The organism is Paenibacillus sp. FSL R7-0312, from assembly GCF_038004445.1.
GTDB lineage: Bacteria > Bacillota > Bacilli > Paenibacillales > Paenibacillaceae > Paenibacillus_AQ.
The window spans coordinates 6,662,566-6,682,093 of record NZ_JBBORE010000001.1 but is presented as its reverse complement, the minus strand read 5'-3'; the positions used below and the strand labels follow the sequence as shown (position 1 = coordinate 6,682,093).

Sequence of the window (19,528 nt, the reverse complement as noted above, 5' to 3'; positions counted from 1 at the left end):
CGCAGTAGAAATCCAAACAGCGTATGCTTCCGAAGCGAGCTTTCCTGCGGAAAGCTTTCAGGCGGACGCTGGCGCTCCTCCAATTCCAAACCTCCCTCCGTTACTTCGCCACTTATGCGAGCAACGCAAGAAATCAGGAGTTACGAATATAAGAGAAGGCCTCATAATCAGGAGAGGCATAGAAACAAAGAGAACAAAGAGAACAAAGAAAACAAAGAAAACAAAGAGACCAAAACGACCAAAGAGACTAATATTTACACTAACATTTGTCAGGAGGCAAAATATACATGGCCAGCACACTCATAGAGATTGGCGAGAACGGACTTTATCTTACGATTGAAATTACGGAAGAGCAGGATGTGCGGCTGCTGCATTTCGGCGCGGCGCCACTTGAAGCTGGTGATATTGAAGAGAAGAACAAGCCCGGCTTCCGGCTGCTGGAGCTGCAACTGTCTGGCGAAGACCGGGCAGAATATCACGGTCGGACACACCGCGCGTCATATCCGGGGCTTCGTATGGTATATAGCGGACACAGCGATTATGTAAATGAGCTGGGACGCAAGCTGGAAATTACACTGCTGGATCTGGTTACGGAAGTGCGGGCGGTGCAGCATTATCAGTTCTATACAAGCGTGCAGATTGTGCGCTCCTGGACGGTCTTGCGCAATGAAGGGGATGCGGCTGCTGCGGTCGAGTATATTTCCTCCTTTGCGCTTACGGGAGTGGATAAAGAGGGCAGTGGAGACCGTAACGGTAAAATTGAAGTTAGCCTTGCTCACAGCGGCTGGCAGAGTGAATTGCAGTGGAAGAGCTATAGCCTGCCGGAGCTGGGCATGTCCCATCTGGCCGACCGCGGCTCGAAACGGATTGCCGCCAGCAATACCGGCTCCTGGTCGGCGGCTGAGCTGCTGCCCATGGCGGTACTGCAGAACAAGGAGAGCGGGACAAGCCTGTTCTGGCAGATTGAGCACAACGGCTCCTGGCACTGGGAGCTGACGGATCAGTACGACCAGCTCACGCTGCTGGTCAGCGGGCCTACGGAGCATGACAATCACTGGTGGCTGAAGCTGGCCCCGGGTGAAGAATTCACCTCTGTGCCGGTGGCCGCAGGCGCTGTGCAGGGCGGCTTCCAGGACGCGGCAGAACAGTTGACCGCGTACCGGCGGATCATCCGCAGACCGAATGAGGACAATGAGCTGCTGCGGATTATTTTTAATGACTACATGAACTGTCTGTGGGGGAGTCCGACAACAGAGAAGCTGCTGCCGCTGATTGATGCCGCCGCCGATGTCGGCTGTGAATACTTCTGTATTGATGCGGGCTGGTATGCTCCGGGCGAGTGGTGGGATGGCGTGGGCCAGTGGGAGCCGTCGATGGAGCGGTTCCCGGAAGGCATCAAATATGTGCTGGACGATATCCGTAGCAAAGGGATGATTCCCGGACTGTGGCTGGAGCTGGAGGTTATGGGGGTCAACAGTCCGAAGCTGGCCGAGACCGACGACAGCTGGTTCTTCATGCGCCACGGCAAACGGGTGAAGGACCGCAGCCGGTATCAGCTGGATTACCGCAGTCCGAAGGTCATAGAGCATGCCAATGGCGTCATTGCCCGGCTGGTGGAAGAATACGGTGTCGGATATATCAAGATGGATTACAACATCAACGCAGGAATTGGTACCGAGACGGATGCGGACAGCTTCGGGGATGGACTGCTGCAGCATAACCGGGCGTATCTGGCCTGGCTGGACAGTATCTTCGTCCGTTACCCGCAACTGGTAATCGAGAACTGCTCCAGCGGCGGCATGCGGATGGACTATGCCATGCTCAGCCGCCATAGCATCCAGTCCACCAGCGACCAGGAGGATTATGTGCAGTACGCGGCCATTGCCGCAGGTTCCCCGGCGGCGCTGACGCCGGAGCAATCTGCCGTGTGGTCGTATCCGCTGCGCGAAGGCGATGATGAAGAGGTCATCTTCAACATGGTCAATGCGCTGCTGCTCCGCGTTCACCAGAGCGGCCATCTGGCCGAGCTTGCGCCACAGCGCAGAGCCTTGGTGAAGGAGGCGCTGGATTATTACAAATCCATCCGCGCCCATATCCCGCAGGCGTTCGCCTTCTGGCCGCTCGGTCTGCCGGACAGCGGCGGGGAATGGGTCAGCTTCGGCCTGCGCCACGGAGATATCCGTTATATTGCCGTATGGCGGATTGCCGGAGATGCAGCCGGGATTACGCTGCCCGTCCCTGAGCTGAAGGGACAGGCCGCAGATGCCCGCTGCGCCTATCCGCAGGCGCACGGAGCGGAATGGAGCTGGAACCCGGCGGAAGGCAGACTGAGCGTCTCGCTCCCGCCGGGCAAGACCGCGAGGCTCTTCGAGCTTCGGTCTTAGGATTAACCCTAAATAAGTACCGCCCCCTCAAGGGCTGGAGGATCGAACTCCAGGTATTTGAGGGGGTATTTTTATTAATAGGGAAATCAACCGTCTGAATCAACTGTCTGAATCAACCGTCTGAATCATCCGTCTAATTCCGCCGAACCCGTTGTTCGATTCACTTCCTGCGATTTGGTGTATAGACGAAGCAGAGGTTGAAACAGTCCAGTAAATATAGGAAGTGGAAAAAGGTATCTTAATTTGCCCATTTACAGAGTTTTGGACCTATTAAGTGGAAAAAGATCATTTAATTTTTGCCCATATAACTAACCGAGCAGATTATGCTTGATTTAAGTGTCATTTTTCCAACTCTTGTTCCCGGCAGAGAAACTTGAGCCAGTATTAAGTGCCTTTTATCCAACTGTTCTCGGAGCAGAGACTAGAAAACAATAAAAGGTGGGGCAGAAGAGCAGGATGGGGAACGGGAATGAACATCTTCATGAACATGAACAGAAACAGAAATAGGAACAGAGTCGCAGCGATTAGGATAACCGGAAGTTAAAACTACTAAAATCAAGGTTTTTTCTAAAATTTAAATAAAAAACTGTCAATCCGAGAGGATATTGGATAAAATATGATTCATGTTATTATTTTGTCGAATATACTCTAAACTTTGTCGAATAATTTGTCGATATATATCAAAAGATGTAGAAATAAAATTGACAGGAAAGAAATAGCACTTTACAATGCAGATATAGCATAATCATTTCTACTATTTAGAAGCTTTGATAGCTTTTAACACTGAATGATGAATCAAGCGTTATTTCAAGGGAGGATGCATAATGATGAAAGCAACAGGTATTGTAAGAAAAGTAGATGAACTGGGACGTATCGTGATTCCGATTGAACTACGCAGAACGATGGGAATTGACATAAAAGACCCGCTCGAAATTTTTGTGGACGGCGAAAAGATCATTCTCAGAAAATATGAACCTACTTGTATCTTCTCCGGAAGTGCCGAGAACCTGATCAACTTCAAAGGCAAAATGGTCAGCAAAGATGTTCTCGACGAACTGATTGCAAGCTTCGACCACGTATAAGTTTTGTTCTAAACCGCACCATAAATAATGACAGCAGGGACCGCAGCGCAGGCACTTTAACAGTGTTTGCACTCCGGTCCCTTTTAAATAGTATAAACAAAGACGGCAGTTCCCCGGGCTTAGGCTTAAGGAGGACTGCCGTTTTGTGTTGCGTGCAGATCTATGCCCGGCAATGCTGATAATTCAGCTCTCCAGCGCACTCTGTACTCTTCGGATAAAAGCATCGTATTGCACCAGCCCCAGCTCCATACAGAGCTTCTGGGAGGGTGTCAGCTTGCCGGTTTTGTCCAGCTCCTGCAGCTTATGCTCCAGATCCTCGTACATCTCCTGTTTGGCCCGGAGGGCTTCGCGGAGCAGGGTATGCATGGTCTCTTCATCCGCCATGTCCCCGAAATACAGATGCATCAGAAAGTCGGAACGGAGCACCTCCTTCTCCGCAGGCTGACGTAAATACTCCTGGAAGTGCTGCTTACCGTCGGGGGTAATCGTAAACATGTTCTTATCCGGTTTGCCTTCCTGGCGTACCGCTTCCCTGGAGATCAGACCCAGCTTCTCCATCTTGCTTAAGGTCGGGTAAATCGTGCCGAAGCTGGCATCGAAGAAGAAGGAGAAATACTCTTCGAAATGCCGCTTGATATCATAGCCGGAATGGGGCTTCTCACTCAGAATCCCGAGTATTACATCTTGAATGTTCATGAACGTCTGCCGCTCCTCTCTCTCCTTCCTACCATATCACATCTGTGCTGCCGGACTCAATTTGAGCTCGCGGAAGGTGTCAGGGTCTCAGAAGCTTCGCAGGTACTCAGACATTGGCTGCCGCTTCGGCCCGGATTGGGCTTTTCTCCCGGCGGAGCAGGGTAAGCAGGACACAGGCAGCGGTAGCAACAGCGGCAATATAGAGCAGCGCCGTCACGTCGTGCAGGATACCCTCACCGCCTATGACAAGATCCAGCATGCCGTCCACAGCATAGTAAGCAGGGAAGAATTGGCCGGCCGACTGGTAAAAGGGGGACAGTACGTCCCGGGGAATCGTTGCCCCGGAGCTCAGCATCTGCAAGGACAGCAGCGCAATGTTCAGCCACGCTCCGGCATCGCCGAGCAGCACAAGACTGAGATTGGCGACTGTCATGCAGGAGAGGATGACGACAAATTCGAACATCCACATGCCGAGGAAGCCTTGCGAAGAGTGGATGCCGAGAGTGTGCAGCAGTGAAGTGCTGATGAGTGAGCCGGCAAGTGCAGTACCAGCCATCAGCACATACCGGGCGCTAAGCATCTGCCATTTTCTGGCAGCAGCGGCCAGACTGGCAGAGGCTTTGCTCAGATTCATGGCCAGCAGCATGGCGCCGGTGAAGGAAGCCGTAACGACCATTAGCGGAACCATGGTTTCAGCGAAGTTGGTAGCCGGATTCACAATCTGGATATCGGAGCTGATCCGGCTTGCTGCGCTGCTTCGAATCATTGCGGCTTCTGCCTCCGGCAGCTTCATGGCAGTGAGCACGCCTCCAAGTCCCGCAGCACTGCTCTTTGCATCCATGGCAGCAGTGACTTTGGCCGCTACGCCCTGCATGACATTAGAGACCATTTGCGGATTGGATTCGTTCAGATAATAGCGGATCTTGGCCCCGGACGAAGGCTCGCTTAGTGAAGCGGTGAAGCCTTGGGGAAGCTCAATAATCATTCGGAGGGAACGATGCCCGAGCCGGTCCTGCGCCTCTGCCAGAGAGAGGCCCTCCACCTGTTCGAAGTTAAGGGACGTGGATATATTGTCAGCGATGGATTGGGCTGCACTGCCGTCTCCGTTAACAATGGCGACCGGCAGCTGATCTACCCGGTCAGTGACATGATCGTAGCCGGTGATCCAGATGAGGCTGAAAAAGACCTGGAACAGCAGCGCAGTAATAATCCCGACGATGGTTACGGGTTGTTTGAGAAACTGAATGATTAATTTCATTGTGTAAACACTCCTTATACCAATGTGTTATATGGCGATATGTAATATATCATTATGAAATAATAAAATCAATGCATATTCTTGGGTTCGTAGACAATACGTGCTGCTTTCCTATATCATTAAAGCGTGTTATGGAAGCTCCAGATGAACTAGAGAGTCAGAGGCAGAACAATTTGGAAGGGATGGGTCACCTTATGAGTTATGAAGAACAGACACAGGCAGAGCACGGGCAGCTGCCGAAATTGAACAAACCGGAAGCTATCGTATTCGATATGGATGGTACGCTGTTCCAGACGGAGAGCCTGCTATTGCCGGCCTATCATAAAATGTTTGATATCCTGCGCGAGGAAGGGCTGTATTCCGGGCCTACTCCGCCGGAGGAGCGCATTCTGGGCAGCCTTGGCATGCTGCTGGCGCAAATCTGGAAGAATGTAATGCCGGAAGCGGACGCGGCGGTGCACCGCCGGGCGGATGAGCTGCTGCTGCAGCTGGAAATTGAAGGACTGGAAGCCGGAGGGACCCTTCTGTATCCTAAGGTAGTGGAAACGCTGCGTGCGCTTCATGCGCGCGGAGTGAAATTGTTCGTCGCCAGCAACGGGCTGGAGGATTATATTCACAGCATCGTAGTGGTGCATGAGCTGAAGGAGCTGTTCGAGGGCTTATACAGTGCAGGCGGACAAGGAACGGCAACCAAGACTGAGCTGCTTGGACTCCTGCTGGACAACCACAATATCAGCAGTGCCTGGATGGTGGGCGACCGTTCCTCTGACGTGGAAGCGGGCAAGGGCAACGGGCAGACGGTAATTGGCTGCGGCTACGCCGGATTCGGACGGCAGGATGAGCTGAAGGGCTCCGACGTTATTATTTCTTCCTTCGATGAATTAATCGGGCTGTACGACAACAGCACAGCGCAAGACCTGTAAGGAAGCAGATCCCGGAATAGTTTGTACAAAAGCAAGTACACACGGATGTCTTTACTGCCGGATCACCGGCGTTAAGGACATCCGTTTTGGCATCAGCGGGGACGGGTATGGATAAATCTCGAAATTTCATACCTTTTCTCGAATGTGGACCGTTTCTTTGGAGGTATGCAAAATTTATACTGATAGTGTAAGCGTTTCACCAGAAGTGAACCTCAGGAGCCCGGCGAAGGCGGGCGCAGAGGCCCGGACAATGTGGATGAGGAGGGATAGGCTTGCACAAGCTGTTTCTGGTTGAAGACGAAGCTCTGATCCGTTCGGGCCTCAAACATTTGATTGAGGAGGTTATCGGCGGCTTTCAGGTGGTGGGTGAAGCAGAGAACGGAAGACTTGCGCTGGAGGCGCTCAAGAGTGTGAAGCCCGATGTTCTGATTACGGATATACGGATGAATGAAATGAACGGTCTGGAGATGATCCGGCGGGTCCGTGACCAGTACCCTGACCTGTACATTCTAATTCTAAGCGGGTATGCCGACTTTGAATATGCGAAGCAGGCGATCAAATACGGCATTAGCGATTATCTGCTGAAGCCGGTTGACCGCACGGAGCTGGCCCAGGCACTGGGGGATTACAGGCGCAAGCACGGAACCCGGAGCGGCCTGGCCGACCAGCCGGAAGAGGGCGGAACAGACCTGAAGGGCAGGCAATTGATCCGTAAAGTGAAAGAACTGGTTACGCAGCGGCTGGATCAGGAAATTTCACTGCAATATATGGCGGAGCAGGTGCATCTGAATCACCAGTATCTGTCAGTGCTGTTCAAATCGGAAACAGGGCAGAACTTTACGGATTATGTCTCGGAGTGCCGGATGAACCGGGCCAAGCAGCTGCTGAAGGAAACGAATCTCAAAATCTATGAGGTAGCCAAATTATCAGGCTATCTAAGCTCCAAGCATTTCATGGCGGTATTCAAGGACTATACCGGCAGCACTCCCACGCAGTACAGGGAACAGCTGTAATGTAACCGTTAACTTAAAAGGGGAAAAGGAGGAGCAATGATGCGGAAATATGAAGTTGTTGTAGCAGGCGGCGGGGTATCCGGCTCGATCGCGGCCATCGCGGCAGCAAGAGCAGGCGCCGCAACACTGATCATAGAGGCAGGGGGTTTCCTCGGCGGAACTCTAACCGCTGCGGGTGTCGGGCCGATGATGACTTTTCATGCCGGGCATAAGCAGGCTATCCAGGGGATCACTGATGAGCTGATTCAGCGGCTTCAGGCACTCGGCAAATCACCGGGGCATATCCCGGACGCGACCAACTACACTTATTCGGTGACACCGTTCGATGCCGAAGCGATGAAATACGAGCTGGATCTGATGCTGCAGGAGAGCGGAGGCGAGGTGCTGTATCATACGATGCTGGCCGGGGCTGAAGTATCGGGCAGACGCATTGAGTCGCTTACCTTATGCAACAAGGCAGGGCTCAGCCGGATTACGGCAGATGTGTTCATTGATGCTACCGGAGACGGGGACTTGGCTGCCTGGTCCGGAGTGCCGTTCACCAAAGGCCGTGAATCCGATGAGCAGTCGCAGCCGATGACCCTGAAGATGAAGATGAGGGGGGTGGACACGGAGAAGATCAAGGCGTACATCCGGGAGCACCGCGAGGACTTCCCGCGCATGAACCTTGATATCACCGTGATGGACTCTGCGGTCAGATTATCTGTCGCCGGCTTCGACAAGCAGTTCCGGGAAGCCAAGTCGCGCGGTGAGATCAGTATTCCGAGAGAGGATGTGCTGTTCTTCGAGACGAGCAATCCCGGTGAGATTATCATGAATACCACACGTATTCTGGGCAAGGACAGCACAGATCCGTGGAGCCTCAGCGAGGCGGAGATTGAAGGGCGCAGACAGTGCAGGGAGCTGGAGCTCTTTTTGAAAAAGTATATTCCCGGCTTTGAAGAGTCTGTGGTAGTCTCCACAGGTCCGTCCATCGGTGTCCGCGGCTCCCGCCAGATCAAGGGCGTGTATACGCTAACCGCGCAGGATATTCTGTCGGTGAAGCCCTTTGCCGATGTGATCGCCCACTCCGGCTATCCGATTGATATTCACAGCCCGGACGGCGAGGGAACCGCAACGGATCACCTGGAATGGGGGGCGATGTACGGCATCCCTTACCGCTGCCTGATTACGAACGAAATCGACAACCTGATTGTGGTCGGCAGATGTCTTTCAGCTACTTTTGAAGCGCAGGCGGCTGTACGAACTACACCTACGGTGGGGGCAATTGGTCAGGCGGGCGGTACTGCGGCGGCATTGGCCGTGAAAGAAGGAGTCCCCGTGCAGCAGGTGGACTATAAGGAACTGCAGCAGACACTCGTGGCGCATGGCGCTTATCTGGAGGTGTAACGGGCGGAGCATGGTGCGCAAAAATAATGTAATGTACAGCTTGAACTGTTAATCTTTCGGATTAGCACGCCGTGCTCCTTGCTAGAGCCGCAGGCTGGTGGCTGTGACGGGACCGCGCCTAAGCTCTAACTGTATTTTGTGCAACTAAAGTGAGCGTTTATGGCGCTACGAAGGTTTTAATTGCATTTGATACAGTTATAATCCCCATATTCCTCAAAAGGGGACTTATCGTTATTTTTAGTTGTACAGAATACAATTATTCCGGTAAAACCGGCTTTTCGCCAGATTTTAGTTGTATGAAATACAATTAAATGCTGTTGCTGCAGTTGCAGTTGCAGTTGCTATTGCTATTGCTATTGCTATTGCTATTGCTATTGCTATTGCTATTGCTATTGCTATTGCTGTTACTATTGCTGTTGTTGCTGCTGTTGCTATTGCTGTTTCTGTTGCTGCTGCTATAGCTATAGCTCTGTTACTAGCTTCTTACACCCCACGCTGGTTGCTCTCAAAGACTGGGAAGCGCGGATATGATACGGAAGGTTGTCATTTTCAAGATTAATCTATACCGTTCATTTGATTCCAAGCTTGCTTGGTTTCCGATGGTAATTAAGCACAATAATTCTTATAACAACGTATATTTCACAAAAATTTAGGAGGAATTGGTTTGGAAACTGTGCAGATTATCGGCATTTTACTTGTATTCATTGTGTTTGTGGGCCTGATGATGACCCGCAAGCTGACCACGCTGCTCGCCCTGCCGATGATGGCGATTCTGCTGGCGGCGATCGCGGGTATCCCGCTCCTGTCCGATAACCCGGATACCTTCACCATCACCAAGGGTGTGCTCGCAGGCGGGGCCATGAAGCTGTCTACCGCCATCGCCGGACTGATCTTCGGTGCCTGGTTCGGCCAGATTCTCAGCAAGGTCGGCATCACGAAGACCATTATCCGCAAGGCTGCGGAGCTGGCCGGTGACAAGCCGCTGGCGATTGCCCTTATCTTTTTCCTCGCTGCGTCTGTAATCTTCTCGGCTGCCAACGGGCTGGGCATGGTCATTCTCGTCGGAACGATCGCTATTCCCATTATGCTCACCGCCGGTCTTAAGCCGTTCGTCAGCGGCCTTGTTGTCCTGCTGGCCAATGCGGTCGGCGTGGTCTTCAACGTCTCCACCTGGGCGATTTATACCGATGTGCTTAAGGTGCCCACGAACACGATTGCTTCGTATTCACTGATCTGCGCTATTCCGCTGATTGTCATTGCCTTGATAATGATCGTCTACTATACCCGCAAAGACGGCAAGGTCCGCCGTGCCTGGGCCATGCCGCTCAAGCCGGAATTCCAGGCTCAGGATACCAAAAACGTAAGAGCCATTGCGCTTATCAGCCCGCTTGTTCCGGTGCTGCTGGTATTTTTCCTGAAGGTTGATATTGTCTCTGCAGTCTTCATGGGGGCGGTTGTCACATTGCTGCTCGCCACACCGAAGCGTCCGATCCATGTGCTGTCGAGTGCGCTGGTGGAAGGGATTCAGGATGTGGCCGGTGCGCTCGGGCTGATGATCGGGATCGGGATGCTGCTCAGCGCGGTAACTGCACCTCCGGTGGCGTTGCTGATTCAGCCGCTGATCGAAGGCATTATTCCAACCAGTCCGCTGATGTACATTCTCGTCTTCACTTTGCTGTCTCCGCTTGCGATTTACCGTGGACCGCTTAACGTCTGGGGACTCGGCAGCGGAATCGCGGCACTGATTGTTGCCGGAGGAATGGCACCAGTTGCGGCTATGCTGGCACTGCGTATCGTGAGCAATCTGCAGGCTGTCAGCGATCCGACCAACTCCCACAATGTCTGGATCGCCGACTACACCAAGACGGATATTATTGAAACGCTGCGCAAAACCCTGCCATGGATGTTCGCGGCTGTGATGATCTCGATGATTATCGCGGGTCTGACCGTTTTCTAGATTAAGCTCTGGTTAGGCGAATACAGATTGCAGATTAGAGACATAAGCTTCATGGAGAGGAGAACCTGCTATGAACAATAAACAAATCAGGATCGGCATCGATGTCGGGGGAACCTTCACGGATGCCGTTGCGATAGACAATGAGACCTTTGAGGTGTTGTCCAAGGTCAAAATGCCCACAACACATCACGATGAACGCGGAGTCGCCAGCGGGATTGTCCAGATCATTCAGCGGATTATGAGCGAGAACGGCATTCTTCCCGGTGACATCAAGTTCATCGCCCACGGGACGACTCAGGCCACCAATGCTCTGCTCGAAGGAGATGTTGCCCGTGTAGGCATCGTGGGGATGGGCACGGGACTGGATGCCCGCAGTGCCCGCTCCGAGACCAATGTGGCGAATATCGAGCTGGCTGCCGGTAAATATCTTACCACCTATCACAAGTTCATTGATTCGAAGGAACTGACGCCGGAAACCATCGATGCGGCGATTGATCAGCTGCTCGCCCAGGGTGCAGAGGTTATTGTGGCCTCGGAAGCCTACAGTGTCGATGATCCGGCCAATGAGCTGAGAGTGATGGAAGCGGCGCGCAGCCGGGGAGTGTACGCCACCGGCGGACATGAAATCTCCCAGCTCTATGGGCTGAAGACGCGGACCCGCACAGCGGTCGTCAATGCGAGCCTGATTCCGAAGATGATGGAGACCGCCAACATGACTGAGCAGGCCGTCAAAGAAGCGGGGATTACCTCCCAGCTGATGATCATGCGCTGCGATGGCGGTGTCATGAGCATCGACGAGGTGCGCAAGCGTCCGATTCTGACCATGCTGTCAGGGCTGGCGGCCGGTGTGGCCGGCGCCCTGATGTATGAGAAGATATCGGACGGTATTTTCTTCGAAGTCGGCGGAACCAGCGTAGATATCTCCGTGATCAAGAACGGCAAGGTGATGATTGAGAATGCCCAGGTAGGCGGACATAAGACTTATCTGCGTTCGCTGGATGTACGGACGCTCGCCGTTGCCGGGGGCAGCATGATCCAGATCGGCGGAGGCAAGATCACGGATGTCGGCCCGCGCAGTGCGCATATCGCCGGTCTGGAGTACGAATGCTTCACCGGTAAGGAGAATCTGGAGCAGCCTGTCATCGGTCTCGTCAGTCCGCGCCCGGGAGATCCGGATTACGTCACCGTCCGGGGTGCGGGAGGACATGAATATGCGCTGACCCTGGCAGGTGCGGCGAATCTGCTGAATCATGTGCCGGAGACGGACTATGCCCGCGGGAATATGGAGAGCACAAGAATAGCCTGGCAGGCGCTGGGTTCCCGGCTCGGCATGTCTGCGGAAGACGCAGCAAGGGCAGCAATGGATATTGCCATCCGCAAGGTGATGGCGGTTGTGAACCAGATGATCAGCGATTATGAGCTGGACACCGGGTTTGTTACGCTGGTGGGCGGCGGCGGAAGCGGAGCAGTGCTCGTTCCGGCAATGGCGGCGAGTGAAGGCTTCAAGCACCAGATCGCCAATAATGCGCCGTATATCTCCACGATCGGCGTTGGGATGGCAATGGTCCGCGAGCAGATCGAGAAGACTGTGGTCGGTGCGACAGAGCGGGATATCAAGCTGATCCGGGCGGAGATTATGGAGAAAATCGTCCAGTCCGGAGCGAATGAAGCCACGGTTGACGTGACGATCGAGATCGATTCGCAGCGCAATATTCTGCGGGCCATCGCCACCGGCTCGACCGAGCTGCGCTCGAAGGATCTGGCCAGCCGCGAGGTGCCCGTGAACGAGCTGCTGCTGACGGCGGCGGAAGCACTGGGCCAGCCGGCCGGCCAGACGGAGCTGAAGGCGGCCTCCGGCAGATGGTTCCTGTTCGAGTCCGGCGAAATCAAGAAGTCCATGTTTGGGCTGGTGAAGAAGAAGCTCAGCCATGTCGGCGTGCTGGACCGCGAGGGCGTGGTGCGATTTAAGAAGACGAATGCGTATCATCTGGCTTTTTTGAAGAAGAATATGGCCGACCGGTTTGCCTCGTTCCTGGAGGAGAATACAATCTATTCGGACGCTAATGCGACGATCCCGAAGACCTTTGTCTTCTATAAGGAAAAAATGCTCGATCTGACCGGGATGCAGACCAAGGAGCAGCTGTTCTCCATTCTCGAAGTGGAAACCCAGCTGCTCGAGGACAACAGCGAAATACTCGCTGTCGTCTATCAGTAGGAGGTGCACAGGATGATGAAGACAGCTGAACGGACGCTACCAAGCGATAGTGTGCTGGGATATGCCGAACTCACAAATGATCTGCTGTTTCACAGAATACCGCACAGCAAACGGCGTTATTATGTAGAGCGCCCGCTGGCGATCGGCAGGGAGCAGGCCACTTCATTCAAAGCCCGCTACGGCACGGATGTCGGGGCCATCTGCCGGGACCGCGGAATCAGCGTCAATCTCAATGAACGGCAGGGCACCATCGGGCAGATCCGCTTCCGCGCCCAGATTGAGCTGTCGGCCAAGGAGCGCGCCATTACGCTGTATAAATCGTCCATGGAAGAACTGCGGCAGTGTGCCGGTGTGCTGCTTCCCGGCCGTTCCTTCACGCTGAAGGAAATCACAGACATCCATCTCGCGCATGAGCTGTTCCACGATCTGGAGTTCACGGAGCTGGGATACACCAACAAGCGGCTTGACGACATCAGCAGCCTCTCCCTGGGTCCGCTGCGCATCCGGGCCAGCGTGACCAAGACCTCGGAGATCGCCGCGCATGCGTTCAGCCGTTATCTTCTGGATCTGCCCTGCCTGCCGAATCTGCTGGATTACGCTTATATGATTCACAGCGGTACGCTGACTGCTGCTGAATTCTGGAGGCAGACGGAGGTTTGGTCCGGAGAGCTTGAGAATAGCTGAGCGGACTTCTTCAGACAGCAGCCTTGTGCACGTAAGCAGACAGCAACCTTAAGAGGTGTGCTGTCTGCTGTATTTTTGTAGAGGAAGCTATTGCGCCAGCCAGGGAGAACGTCTCTGACTTCGGACTCGAATTATGCTATGTTGGAGTGGGTAACCAGAGTTTGGGGAGGCTGTCCGCGTGCCATTCAGAAAAGGGTCAAACAAATCAATATACGTGCCGTTGCGCACCAAGTTTATCGTATTGTTCTGCCTGCTGATTACGATTCCGTTTCTCGTGATCGGCACCATCAGCTATAAGAAATATACTGCCGGTGTGGAGCGCAGCACTGTGGAGCTATCCAATCAGGTTGTGAGCCAGATTAATATCAACCTGGAGCATTACATTAAGGAACTGGACCGGCTTACACTTACGCCGCTGTACGATGAGGATATGATGCAGATTCTCCGCAAGCACAGCGGCAGCGGCTCGGCGAACACTTATTTAACTACGGATGAGACGCTGAAGATGAATCTGTTTATTTCTTCGCTGGCTTTTGACCGGGGTGAGATTGAGAGCATTCTGGTGTTCACCAATGACGGAGGAATCTTCAGTAATCTGGACCAGAGCGTCAGGAAGCGGTGGGACCGCAGCATGGCAGACTGGATGGAGGCGGTTGAGCAGGAAGACGGTGGTCTTGCCATCCTGCCGCCGCATGCTGCGGCCTACTATACAGAGGCGAAGCAGGGGATTATCTCGGTGGCCCGGGTTATCCGTGAGCCCTATACGAATGACATGCTGGGGATCGTCAAGGTGGATCTGACGGCACGGGGGTTCGGTTCGATTGTATCTACGGTGCGTTCGAGCGGGAGCGGTCTGCTGCAGATTACCGGCAAGGATCAGGTTATGCTGTACTCAGGGCCAGACGGGCTTCCCGATTCAAGTGAATCCTATATTACAGCCTCTGCCCACTCTTCATATACGGGACTTAAGGTGACCTCACTGATTCCGCGGACGCAGCTCCGGGAAGACGCACGCGAGCTAACGAATTCTACATTGATTGTCTCAATCGTAGCCCTGATGGCTGCTTATGCGGCGGCGATTCTGCTGTCGAACCGCCTGATTAAGCCGATTGCCCATCTGCAGTCGAAGATGAGGCAGGTGAAGCGGGGGCTGTTCCTGGAGCGGGCGACGGTCACTACGAGCGATGAAATCGGGCAGCTGACCGAAGGCTTCAATACGATGATCGGCGAGATCGACCGTCTGGTCAAAGAGGTCTATGAGACCCGGCTGAAGGAGCGGGAAGCCGAGCTGCTTGCGCTGCAGAGCCAGATTCATCCGCATTTTCTGTACAATACCCTGGAAATGGTGAACATGCTGGCCCTTCAGGGCAATACCCGGGAACTCTCGGGTGTGGTGACCAGTCTCGGGAAGCTGCTGCGCTACACGGTCGGCCATCAGGAGCAGATGGTGTACGTTCTGGATGAGGTAAGATTCGTAGAAGCGTATCTTCGAATCCAGGGTATGCGTCTTGGAGACAAGCTGCAGGCTGTAATCCATATTGACTCTTCCTTCGATTACTGCGTGGTGCCGAAGCTGATTCTGCAGCCGCTGATTGAGAATGTTATTGAGCATGCCATGGGCCAGGACACGCTGCAGCTTGCCCTGACGGCTTCGGTGGAAGAGGAAGACTTGGTGTTGTCCGTCAAGGATGATGGTCTTGGCATAACCGGTGAACGGATGCAGGAGCTTGAAGAACAGCTGTATCAGAATAAATCCCGGCCCGGTACAGAGACGGAGCAGGGCGGCTTCGGCCGGATTCAAAAGGGATTTGCGTTGCGCAATGTCCATCAGCGGCTCCGGCTGCTCTATGGAGAGCCTTACGGATTAACTCTTGATCATACGGCAGAGCGCGGGGTAACGGTCTCACTGCGGCTGCCGATGAACTGGGAAGCCATGAACAATGCCGGTCCCGCCGGGGACAGGCAGGAGGAGGATTAATGATGCGGACAAGGCTGCTAAGCCTTATGATAGCGGTATTAATGGCTGCGGGCTGCTCTTCAGGGGCAGGAAGCGGGGCGTCTGTCGGGAAAGTGGAAGGTGAAGAAGCAGGAGGAAGTGAGGCGGCTGCTGTGCAGGAGCCTGTGAAGCTGAAGTTCAGCATTTGGGGCAACGATGCGCAGAAGGCAATGGTTGAGGGCCTGGTGGATGAATATGAACAGCTCCATCCCGGGATGGAGGTAGAGATCATGACGATTCCGTTTGCCGATTATCAGCAAAAGCTGTCGATCATGCTGGCCTCCCGTACCGCGCCTGATGCCGGCTGGCTGGCGGAGCGGATGATTCCCCAGCTGCTGGAATCCGGCCAGCTGGTGGACATTGCAGCAGAGGTCAAAGAAGATCCCGGATATAACTACGCGGATATTTATCCGTCTACACTTGACATCTTCAAGCGGGAGGATCGGCTGTACGGAATCCCATTCTCTACGCCTCCGGTGCTGATCTACTACAATAAGGACCTGTTTCTTGAGAAGGGTCTGAAGACGCCAACGGAGCTGTATAAGGAAGGGAACTGGAACTACGAGGAATTTCTCAAGGCAGCGCGCAGCCTCACTGATTCACAGCAAGGCATTTACGGCGTGAAGCTGGTCCGCGACTGGAACAACTGGTCGGATGCGCTGCTGCCGCTGTTCTGGTCGCATGGCGCCGAGCTGTTTGACAGCAGTGCAACGGCTTTTGCGCTGAATTCTCCGGCAGGGAGAGAGGCGCTGCAGCTCTACAGTGATATGATGTTCAAGGACAAGGTGCATCCGCTTCCGGGCGATGAGCTAACCTTCGACAGCGGCCGGATCGGTATGTATACGGACCGTTACAGCTATACCTCGAAGGCCCGTGCGGTTACTGATTTTGATTGGGATATCGCTCCAATGCCGGCAGGTGTGAAGGGGACTGGAACTTCACTCGGCTATGCGGGAGTCTCTGTATTCGAGACCAGGCATCCGGCGGAAGCCGCGGAATTCCTGAAGTTCATCACCAGCGCAGAAGCCATGAGCGTTACCGCGCAATACTTCGTCCCGTCCCGGAAATCCGTGCTTGAATCGGATGTCTTCCTGAGAGCGGCTTCCAAGCCTTCGCCGGAGAGCATCCAGCTGGCCGTGCTCGACCAGATCGCGGATGCCCGGATAGCGCCGGGCCATAAGAACTGGCAGCAGATTGATACGAAGATCCAGAGGCTGCTGGACGGGCTCTACACGCAAAGCTCTACCGTGGACGGACTGCTCGGACAAATGGAGGTTGAGGTGGGCCCGCTTATGAAATAAGAGGGGACTTTGTACACGTTAAAGACCGCCTTCGGCCCCCCAAAGTGCCTGAGTAATCATCGAAGCCACAGCCCCACTTTGTGGGGTTATTTTGCATACGTGGATAGAGACTGGTTTGAGCAACGCGACTGCTGCAGGAAACGGAATGAATGCGAATTTGCTTAGACTTGATGCAAAATCCTGCACGAAATGCAACAATTATCCCGTTAAATCGGCTATTATTCAAAATTGTTGTATAAAAAGCAGGATTTCCTCCTCCACCAAGCCGATATATGAAATAATCTTGTATTTCATACAACAATCCTCCCGGGCACCCGGTTTATTCAGGAGCAAAGCTGTATTACATACAACAATTTGTAGCTGTCCGCACACTGTGAGCTGAGCTTTTGGCAGCCCGCTTTACTGCCGGAGGGACTGAGGAACAGCGTACGTAATGCGTAATCACAACCCCAGACCGCCAAATTTACAACAATCCGGCTTGTGAACTGAGCTGCCTGACTTGCATGCCCGGATAGTGCAGGGGCGGATATTTGCCTAAAGATCGTTTATACTGAGTTTACATACAAATTTTATTTTAATAGCAGCGCTAGTGAGTGCAGACTTGGAGGTTTGATCGCTTGGAATTATTTGAATATATTTTGCTGATGCTGGCCGCGGTCTCGTTGTCCAATCTGGTGAACCGGTTTATCCCTTCGGTTTCCGTGCCCATCATTCAAATTGTGCTGGGGATGGCTTTGACCTGGCTGCCTTTGCATTTTGAACTGACGTTGAATCCGGAGCTGTTTCTGCTGCTCTTCATTGCCCCCTTATTGTTTAATGACGGCAGGCTTGCGGATAAAGTGGCGTTATGGAAGCTGAAGAAGCCCATATTGCTGCTCGCACTGGGGTTGGTCTTCCTGACGGTAGGCGTCCTGGGTTACTTCCTGCATTGGCTGCTGCCTATTCTACCGTTAGCTGCGGCGTTTGCTCTGGCGGCGGCACTTGCCCCTACGGATGCCATCGCTGTAGGCGCGTTGGAGCAGAAGGTCAAAATCCCGCATCAGACGATGCAGATTCTCGAAGGGGAATCTTTGATCAACGATGCTTCGGGTCTGGTATCCTTTCAGTTTGCCGTGGCCGCTATGGTCACCGGGGCATTCTCCCTCAGAACAGCCAGCCTTAGCTTCATTACCATTTCACTCGGCGGTGTCGTGCTGGGGCTGCTGCTCACGCTGATTAAATACGGGATAGTCCGATGGCTGCGCAGACTCGGGATGGAGAACGTTACGTTACATATGCTGATTGAGATTCTGACTCCATTTGCGATTTTTATGGCGGCAGAGGAGCTGGGGGTTAATGGAATCCTGGCCGTTGTCAGCGCAGGTATTGCCCATTCCTTCGGATATAAGCAGATGAATCCCGAGGTGGCTAAGCTGAGCATCGTGTCCAAAAGCACCTGGTCCGTCATTATTTTTGTCTTGAACGGCCTGGTCTTCCTGCTGCTGGGTACACAGCTGCCGGAGATCATACAGACTGTCTGGAACAATCCGGATATCGGGAATTTCCAGGTAATCCTGTACACGTTATTATTAACAGCGGCCGTTCTTGGCCTGCGTCTGATCTGGATGCTGATCATGGATATTCCCGAAGGGGAGGAGCCGCGGGGACACTGGAAGCTGGAGTTCAAGAAAGCCCTCATTCTCACGCTGTCAGGAGTCCGGGGAACAATCACACTCGCGAGTACGATGTCACTGCCGTTTTTCCTGGATGACGGTACCCGGTTTCCGGCCAGGGATCTGATTATTTTCCTTGCGGCGGGTGTGATTCTCTGGACCCTGCTGGCCTCCAACTATCTGCTGCCGCTGCTGCTCGGCAAAGAAAATGAAGCAGAGCATAATGCAGAAGAGGTTGAGGCCAAAATCGAAATTCTGCGCAACGTAGTTTCCGGTCTAAACGATCAGGCTACGGATCATTCGCGAATGGCCCTGAGCCACTTAATCAGCACCTACACCTCAAGAATCCGCATGCTGAAGAAAAATGAAGCTGCAGAGGAAATGGAGCGGATGCTGGGTGTTACTTCGCTCAAGTGGCAAAGAGAGTACACCCTGACTGCGATGAAGCAGCGGGAGGTGAATCCGTACACGGCCTACCGTTATCTGAACCGGCTGAACAAGCAGCTATTCATGCACACCCGTGATCCGGAGTACAGGAATGACCTGGTTCCAATCAAAAGCTGGGAAGAGATTGTAGGAGTGATCCAGCAGGTGCGTCTGAGCGGCCAGGAACGGCGTGAGGAATGGAACCGGCTGCAGTCCGCCAATTTTGCCTACGTCTTGAAGAAGCTGAGAGCGCTGCAAAGTAAAGGGGAGACCGAACCCGAAGCGGTCAGCGCCCTGATCATGCGCTATGAACGGGGGCAGATGAGATTGACCCGTACGGAGTCACTTTCCTCCACCAAACGGGAGTTTGAAGAGGCGCTGCAGGAGCTGTCCAGAGCAGGGATTCAGCTGGAGCGTGACAACATTCAGCTCATGTACGAGAGCGGACGCATTACCAGAGCTAGCATGAAGGAAATGAAACGTGATATTCTGTTTATGGAATATGAATTGAGGGAAGAAATGGGCTAGGCAGCGGGAATGAAAAAATTTCCG

At 53.5% G+C, this 19,528-nt stretch carries 14 protein-coding genes; 12 read left to right on the top strand and 2 right to left on the bottom strand.

Features of this window, described 5'->3' with window-relative positions:
* Positions 1–287: 287 nt before the first annotated feature.
* Positions 288–2,384, top strand: coding sequence for a glycoside hydrolase family 36 protein (locus MKX70_RS29075; RefSeq protein WP_042234539.1), 2,097 nt, complete (start codon positions 288–290; stop codon positions 2,382–2,384).
* An 824-nt stretch (positions 2,385–3,208) separates the two neighbouring features.
* Positions 3,209–3,466 carry an AbrB/MazE/SpoVT family DNA-binding domain-containing protein gene (locus MKX70_RS29070; RefSeq protein ID WP_025708535.1) on the top strand — a complete coding sequence of 86 codons (258 nt, stop codon included), beginning with the start codon at positions 3,209–3,211 and terminating at the stop codon, positions 3,464–3,466.
* Positions 3,467–3,649: 183 nt separating this feature from the next.
* On the opposite strand, the gene MKX70_RS29065 is transcribed toward MKX70_RS29070, so the two are convergent.
* Positions 3,650–4,162 (bottom strand): PadR family transcriptional regulator, encoded by a 513-nt coding sequence (locus MKX70_RS29065; RefSeq protein WP_042234542.1) that lies wholly within the window; start codon positions 4,160–4,162, stop codon positions 3,650–3,652.
* Positions 4,163–4,268: 106 nt separating this feature from the next.
* Positions 4,269–5,420: a YhgE/Pip domain-containing protein gene (locus tag MKX70_RS29060; RefSeq protein ID WP_340841373.1), complete on the bottom strand. Its 1,152-nt coding sequence runs from the start codon at positions 5,418–5,420 to the stop codon at positions 4,269–4,271.
* Positions 5,421–5,614: 194 nt separating this feature from the next.
* Here MKX70_RS29060 and MKX70_RS29055 point away from each other — a divergent pair, with 194 nt between their 5' ends.
* The 10 genes from MKX70_RS29055 (at position 5,615) to MKX70_RS29010 (ending at position 19,504) form a co-directional block, all read left to right on the top strand.
* Positions 5,615–6,343: an HAD family hydrolase gene (locus MKX70_RS29055; protein ID WP_336102848.1), complete on the top strand. Its 729-nt coding sequence runs from the start codon at positions 5,615–5,617 to the stop codon at positions 6,341–6,343.
* A 272-nt stretch (positions 6,344–6,615) separates the two neighbouring features.
* Entirely contained in the window at positions 6,616–7,356 is a 741-nt protein-coding gene (locus tag MKX70_RS29050; RefSeq protein WP_340841372.1) for a response regulator transcription factor, read from the top strand.
* Positions 7,357–7,392: 36 nt separating this feature from the next.
* Positions 7,393–8,745, top strand: coding sequence for an FAD-dependent oxidoreductase (locus MKX70_RS29045; RefSeq protein WP_340841371.1), 1,353 nt, complete (start codon positions 7,393–7,395; stop codon positions 8,743–8,745).
* 292 nt (positions 8,746–9,037) lie between these two features.
* Positions 9,038–9,304 carry a hypothetical protein gene (locus MKX70_RS29040; protein ID WP_340841370.1) on the top strand — a complete coding sequence of 89 codons (267 nt, stop codon included), beginning with the start codon at positions 9,038–9,040 and terminating at the stop codon, positions 9,302–9,304.
* Between the two features lie 114 nt (positions 9,305–9,418).
* Positions 9,419–10,702: a citrate transporter gene (locus MKX70_RS29035; protein WP_256703768.1), complete on the top strand. Its 1,284-nt coding sequence runs from the start codon at positions 9,419–9,421 to the stop codon at positions 10,700–10,702.
* 70 nt (positions 10,703–10,772) lie between these two features.
* On the top strand, positions 10,773–12,917 hold the full coding sequence (locus MKX70_RS29030) for a hydantoinase/oxoprolinase family protein (protein ID WP_340841369.1): 2,145 nt from the start codon (positions 10,773–10,775) through the stop codon (positions 12,915–12,917).
* A gap of 12 nt (positions 12,918–12,929) precedes the next feature.
* A complete protein-coding gene (locus tag MKX70_RS29025) occupies positions 12,930–13,601 on the top strand; it encodes a hypothetical protein (RefSeq protein ID WP_076242728.1) in 672 nt (223 codons plus the stop codon).
* A gap of 178 nt (positions 13,602–13,779) precedes the next feature.
* Positions 13,780–15,579, top strand: coding sequence for a sensor histidine kinase (locus MKX70_RS29020; RefSeq protein ID WP_042135374.1), 1,800 nt, complete (start codon positions 13,780–13,782; stop codon positions 15,577–15,579).
* Positions 15,579–16,898 carry an ABC transporter substrate-binding protein gene (locus MKX70_RS29015; RefSeq protein WP_340841368.1) on the top strand — a complete coding sequence of 440 codons (1,320 nt, stop codon included), beginning with the start codon at positions 15,579–15,581 and terminating at the stop codon, positions 16,896–16,898. The genes MKX70_RS29020 and MKX70_RS29015 overlap by 1 nt, the downstream gene beginning before the upstream one ends.
* 617 nt (positions 16,899–17,515) lie before the next feature.
* The gene (locus MKX70_RS29010) at positions 17,516–19,504 is read left to right on the top strand and encodes a Na+/H+ antiporter (protein ID WP_340841367.1); all 1,989 of its coding nucleotides are present in this window, start codon (positions 17,516–17,518) and stop codon (positions 19,502–19,504) included.
* Positions 19,505–19,528 lie beyond the last annotated feature (24 nt).

What these genes read in the sequence shown, in the direction of transcription:
- MKX70_RS29075 (WP_042234539.1), top strand. Translation starts at nt 288, where the DNA reads ATGGCCAGCACACTCATAGAGATTGGCGAGAACGGACTTTATCTTACG.
- MKX70_RS29070 (WP_025708535.1), top strand. Translation starts at nt 3,209, where the DNA reads ATGATGAAAGCAACAGGTATTGTAAGAAAAGTAGATGAACTGGGACGT.
- MKX70_RS29065 (WP_042234542.1), bottom strand. Translation starts at nt 4,162, where the DNA reads ATGAACATTCAAGATGTAATACTCGGGATTCTGAGTGAGAAGCCCCAT.
- MKX70_RS29060 (WP_340841373.1), bottom strand. Translation starts at nt 5,420, where the DNA reads ATGAAATTAATCATTCAGTTTCTCAAACAACCCGTAACCATCGTCGGG.
- MKX70_RS29055 (WP_336102848.1), top strand. Translation starts at nt 5,615, where the DNA reads ATGAGTTATGAAGAACAGACACAGGCAGAGCACGGGCAGCTGCCGAAA.
- MKX70_RS29045 (WP_340841371.1), top strand. Translation starts at nt 7,393, where the DNA reads ATGATGCGGAAATATGAAGTTGTTGTAGCAGGCGGCGGGGTATCCGGC.
- MKX70_RS29030 (WP_340841369.1), top strand. Translation starts at nt 10,773, where the DNA reads ATGAACAATAAACAAATCAGGATCGGCATCGATGTCGGGGGAACCTTC.
- MKX70_RS29025 (WP_076242728.1), top strand. Translation starts at nt 12,930, where the DNA reads ATGATGAAGACAGCTGAACGGACGCTACCAAGCGATAGTGTGCTGGGA.
- MKX70_RS29015 (WP_340841368.1), top strand. Translation starts at nt 15,579, where the DNA reads ATGATGCGGACAAGGCTGCTAAGCCTTATGATAGCGGTATTAATGGCT.